Genomic DNA, 5,356 nt, shown 5'->3' with positions numbered 1-5,356 from the left:
GGGACAGCAGTAAACTGGTCCTTGTCCGGCAACCACCGCTGGTAGAGGGACTCGGCCGCCACCGCATCCACCCGGGCCTGCACCAGCGGCATCAGCTCGAAACCACGGTTAAAAATAAACCCCGCCTGGGGATGGCGCTCGGCGATGGCATTAATTAACGCCGCCAGCCCCTGTCGTTGACGCTCACGCGCGGCCTCGTCTTTGGCAACCAGCTGATAGCTGTCCAGGGTGTCGAGGAAAAAGCCACGGTAGCCCTTGGCCCAGAGCGGTTCGATCACGGCATCGATAAAATAACTGCGCAGCGCCGGGGAAGATTGATCAAGAATAAACGAGCCCCAGTCCGGGTTTTTACCCAGCAACCAGGCCTTGTCCAGGCCAGCAAAATAATGCCGCTGGGACAATACCTCGCCCAGGCTCACATAGGCATAGAAGGTTTCGTCCCGATAGGCCTGCGGCAAACTGTCGGCCTGATCCGGCTCCACCACAGGAAAATCAAACGACGCCAATGACGACCATGGAATATCCGGGCCGTAATAAAAAGCCGCCGTTTTGGAGTCACTCTCGCCCTGTGCCGCGGCAGCGGCTACAGCAATTAAGCAGCAGAACGAGAAAATAACGTAACGAATAGATTTTCCCCTGAACAATAAGGTGCGAGCGATATTTCAGTGTATCTGAATTCGCATCAAGGCAATGTGAAATATGGTGAGCGAAGCGGCGAGTTGTAAATAAAAACGCAGCAGCGCCTGCATTTTTTTACATTCCGTTTTACAACAACCGGCTTTCTTTACCAAACTGGCTGCGCAGGAACTCCATTTGATCGCCACGGATACGGTGGCTGTTAATCAGCGCCAGATACTCCGCCATATTAGGCACATAGGGCAACGCCAGTAATTCCATCTCGATTTCGTCAAGCCGATGGCTACCCTTGCGCTGGTTACAGCGCCGACACGCCGATACCACATTCAGCCAACGGTCTTTTCCCCCGCGCGAAGTGGGCACGATATGGTCACGGGTGAGCACGTTTTCGGGAAACGGTTTACCGCAATAGAGACACAAATGCTGATCGCGCCGAAACAACGCCCGGTTGGTCAAAGGTGGTGCCGGGCGCTTGTGGTTATGGGTAACGCCATCGCAGGCGATGATCGAATGCAGAGACAGGCAGGAACGGGTGCCGGTAAGGCGACTGGTGCCGCCGTGCAGCCGGTAGATCACATCTCCCAGCGTCCAGGTCACCAAGCCACGCGCATAAAGGGTGGCGGCCATTTGCCAGTCGAGCCACTCAACCGGCGTGCCGGCTTTATCCAGGCGCAGAATGCGTTCACTCATGGGCAACCTCAGCAATGTGATCACGCAAGGAGTTATTCAGAAACTCCGCAGATATAAACGTAAAGTAATGACGATTCTGCGACACAAGGGTCGGCGACAAGGAGCGGGGAGAGGCAGGAGCACCGTCCGGCATGGACCGGCGGAGGAAAGTGGATTGCCTGTGGCTGTGTATGAACACGATGGCAGCGCCTTTACCCGGTTATCTCTGATTAACCTGCCACGACAGGCTAATCACAGACACCGGATTGAATAAATAATAAACAGCTCGCGGTAATGGCCGCAACTTTCTTTATCCTCGCTTATCCGTTGCTTCACTCTGGTTCATCCTGCGCAGCAGCACGAAACACTGGCAAACGGTAACAGCTCATTACCCGCGTGCCGGTATTATCGCCATCCGTCATGATCGCCACCGCATCCACTGCGTTCACCTCCATGCCATGAAAACGCCTGAAATCGGCCTGCACATTGCGCGAGAACCGGTGCCAGGTGCCGGCACCACCCGGTCCCTGCACCACGACCATCTCTGCCTGGCTGGCAAACGGGTTGGGCCAGTGAGCGCCGGGCTCGGCATCACGGGACCAGACATAGTTGATGGCCCGCGTCTGCCAGGGCAACCAGCCTTTTTTCACCACGTACACGCGAGCCTGAAAGTCATCCCCCGCCTTGCTTTGCTCCAAGGTGTCAGGCCAGGGCGGGATGACTTCCCCCTGCCACTGCCAGGTCAGCCAGGGTGTCTGGTTGAGATCCACCTGTTGCTCTTGCACCAGCCCCGACGCTGTTCCCTGCGCATCAGCATGCCAGCAACCGTTAACTTGGCGGTACTTCGTATGTCCTGTGAATTCCACTTCCCGCCAGCCCTGCGGCACATCCGAAACCGCCAGAGCAGGCATCAGGGCCAAAGACATCGCCACCCAGCGTGGTATACATTGGACTTGCCGGTCACAAACAAACCTCGTTTTCATGGGCCGACCTCCTAAAATACGCTGTTTACTGTGCCATTAGCCGAAGGCAGACACCATGCAGTTTGATTACATCATTGTCGGCGCCGGTTCTGCCGGCTGCGTACTTGCCAACCGCCTTTCCGAAAATCCGAATAATCGCGTATGCCTGCTCGAAGCTGGCCCCGCCGATAACAGTCTGTTCATTCGGATACCAGCAGGCATCATTTTGATGATGCGTTCCAACGCACGTAACTGGCGTTACTACACCGTACCGCAAAAGGCGCTGAACAATCGCCAAATCTATATTCCCCGCGGGAAAACCCTGGGTGGCTCCTCCGCCGTTAATGCCATGTGCTACACCCGGGGCCACCAATCGGACTACGACCACTGGGCCGCCCTGGGTAACAAAGGCTGGGGCTTTGACGACGTGCTCCCTGTTTTCAAACGCTCGGAGCATTATGAAGGCGGTGAAGGCCCCTTCCATGGCACCGGTGGCAAGCTGAACATTGCAGACCTGCGCTTCACCCACCCGGTGAGCAATGCCTTTATCAAGGCCGGCGTGGAAGCCGGCCACCCCGCCACCGACGACTTCAACAATGATGTCCAGGAAGGCGTGGGCATGTACAAGGTCAACCAGAAGGACGGTGAACGCTGCGGGGTGTCCAAGGCCTACCTGCACCCGGTGATGGACCGCCCCAACCTGACCGTGCTTACCAGTGCACTGGTAAACCGCATCCTGTTCGAAGGCAAGCGCGCCATCGGTGTGGAAGTGGAACACAACGGCCAGATCCGCACCCTGAAAGCGGAGAACGAAGTCATCCTGTCCGGCGGTGCGATCAACTCTCCCCAGGTACTGAAACTGTCCGGGGTAGGCCCGGCTGCCGAGCTGGCCGAGCACAACATCCCGCTGGTCCATGAGCTGCCCGGTGTCGGCGAAAACCTGCAGGATCACCCCGATGCCCTGGTGGTACACAAGAGCCTGCGCAAGGACACTCTGAGCCTGGCGCCCGGCGCGCTGATCACCACTGGCCTGAAAGGCATCTTCAATTTCTTCTACCGCCGCAATGGGCAGCTTACCTCCAACGTGGCGGAAGCTGGCGGGTTTATTAAATCCCGCCCGGAAGAGACGATCCCGGACCTGCAACTGCACCTGACCGCGGCCAAGCTGGACAATCACGGCCTCAACACCTTGTTCAGCATGGGCTACGGCTATTCCGCCCACGTCTGCATCCTGCGACCCAAAAGCCGTGGCAATATTACCCTGCGCGATGCCAACCCGCGCTCACCGGCCCTGATCGACCCGCGCTTCCTGGAACACCCGGACGACATGGAAGGCATGGTTCGCGGTGTGAAGGCCGTTCGCAAAATCCTGGCGCAACAGGCGCTGAATGACTGGCGCGGTGAAGAACTGTTCCCGGGCAAGGACACGCAGAGTGATGAAGAGATCCGCGAGTTCCTGCGCCAGAAGTGCGACAACATCTATCACCCCGTGGGCACCTGCAAAATGGGCAGTGATGACATGGCGGTGGTGGACGCGGACCTGCGCGTACACGGCCTGGAAGGCCTGCGCGTGGTAGATGCTTCCATCATGCCGACGCTGATTGGTGGTAACACCAATGCCCCGACCGTGATGATTGCCGAAAAAGCGGCTGACGCGATTCTCGGCGCGTAACACAGCGGCAAGCGGCAACGCTGTTTGAGGACAGGGGGGGGGGCGGGACGCCACACGGCAACCGCCCCGCCCGCGAAGAATGGGCAGGCGTTCCCTTCCAGGGAACGAACCGAGCGCAGCGAGGCAACAGAGGCATCCGATGCACTTTCTTTCTGACCTGTCGAACCCGGACGCCTGACCGGTCTTAGGGTTCGTCCCTCAAGAGGAACGCCTACAGCGGCTTCGTGGAAAACCCGAAATCTGGAGCACGTTTCCAGCCTTTACTGTCTATCACGTTGTCGCGCGCAACTCCTCGCTTGTTTCACCCTACTGTCATATTTTTTTTACACACTGCCCCCCTTCTGGTGATTGCGTGATATCCGTTTGGGGGGATGTATGATCGATGCAGTTTCATCACCGCGTGCACAATTGGTCGAATTGCTGTGGCAGCTTAAACAGAATTTTGATCAGGAAAATGACAGCAGTCTGCGATTTGTTCATTTCAACACGCTGCTGAACGACCCGGTCTACCGAGCGGAAATCATTACCCGCGCCATTCAAAGTGACAACCGAAAAATCCGGGCGCTGGGGCTGAAGCTTCAGGAGGCCAACCGGGACGGCGTATTGCTGCACAAACGCCCTACCGCCAGCCTGCCGACCCCACTCACCAACCCGGATATCGCGGAAACCCTGGGCAGCAGACACCCCTCCAGCGGTAAACCTTCAGGCCTCTATGCCTGGGTTGCCCTGGCCGTCGTTGTGCTGTGCATGGCGGGCTATTTTGCCTATGACCCGGTGCGCCAGTTGATCGCCGGGCAGCAAACCATCAAAGGCTCCCTGTTCGGACAAAACACCTGGCATGCCGGCACCACCTGGGTACTGGATGGCATTGTCTATGTGGAAGCGGGCGGCAGTCTGACCATCGAGCCCGGCACACGCATTGAAGGCAAACCCGGCTCCGCCCTGGTAATTACCCGGGACGCCACCCTGTTCTCCCGTGGCCAGGAAAACGCACCCATCGTCTTCACCAGCACCCAGCCGGAAGGCACCCGTACTGCCGGCGACTGGGGCGGTGTGGTCATGCTCGGCAGCGCACCGGTTAACGTGGCCAACGCACATATTGAAGGCATTCCCGACGGCGATACCCGGGGAGCCTTTGGCGGCAGCGATGCGGACGGCTCCTGCGGTGTGATGGAATACACCCGCGTGGAGTTCGCCGGCTTCGAGGTCTACGCCAATAACGAATTGAATGGCCTGACCCTGGGCGGCTGTGGCAGCAGCACCATTATTCGTAATGTGCAGGTCCATCGCGCACTGGACGACGGTATCGAAGTGTTCGGTGGCACAGTGGACCTCAAGCACATCATTATTACCGGTGCTGCGGACGACTCGCTGGACTGGGATATGGGCTGGCGTGGCCGGGTACAGTTTCTGGTCG

General features: G+C 58.2%; 4 protein-coding genes and 1 pseudogene. 2 read left to right on the top strand and 3 right to left on the bottom strand.

Translation table 11 applies throughout. The annotated features are described in order from the left end of the window. The 3 genes from A3754_RS11565 to A3754_RS11555 form a co-directional block, all read right to left on the bottom strand. On the bottom strand, positions 1-485 hold a 485-nt coding region (locus A3754_RS11565), incomplete at its 3' end, for an endo alpha-1,4 polygalactosaminidase (protein ID WP_231880596.1). A 280-nt stretch (positions 486-765) separates the two neighbouring features. Next, on the bottom strand, positions 766-1,326 hold the full coding sequence (locus tag A3754_RS11560) for an HNH endonuclease (protein WP_063519808.1): 561 nt from the start codon (positions 1,324-1,326) through the stop codon (positions 766-768). A 311-nt stretch (positions 1,327-1,637) separates the two neighbouring features. Next, entirely contained in the window at positions 1,638-2,231 is a 594-nt protein-coding gene (locus tag A3754_RS11555) for a DUF3047 domain-containing protein (protein ID WP_231880595.1), read from the bottom strand. Between the two features lie 112 nt (positions 2,232-2,343). Between A3754_RS11555 and A3754_RS11550 the strand changes: the two genes are divergently transcribed. Further along, on the top strand, positions 2,344-3,939 hold the full coding sequence (locus A3754_RS11550; protein WP_063519807.1) for a GMC family oxidoreductase: 1,596 nt from the start codon (positions 2,344-2,346) through the stop codon (positions 3,937-3,939). A 375-nt stretch (positions 3,940-4,314) separates the two neighbouring features. Continuing rightward, positions 4,315-5,356, top strand: a pseudogene (locus tag A3754_RS11545) (hypothetical protein); the annotation flags it as partial.

This window comes from Alcanivorax sp. HI0083 (assembly GCF_001635175.1).
This window is presented reverse-complemented; position numbering and strand designations above follow the sequence as displayed.

Bases quoted from the DNA above. Each gene is read 5' to 3' on its own strand.
- A3754_RS11560 (WP_063519808.1), bottom strand. From the start codon at position 1,326: ATGAGTGAACGCATTCTGCGCCTGGATAAAGCCGGCACGCCGGTTGAG.
- A3754_RS11555 (WP_231880595.1), bottom strand. From the start codon at position 2,231: ATGTCTTTGGCCCTGATGCCTGCTCTGGCGGTTTCGGATGTGCCGCAG.
- A3754_RS11550 (WP_063519807.1), top strand. From the start codon at position 2,344: ATGCAGTTTGATTACATCATTGTCGGCGCCGGTTCTGCCGGCTGCGTA.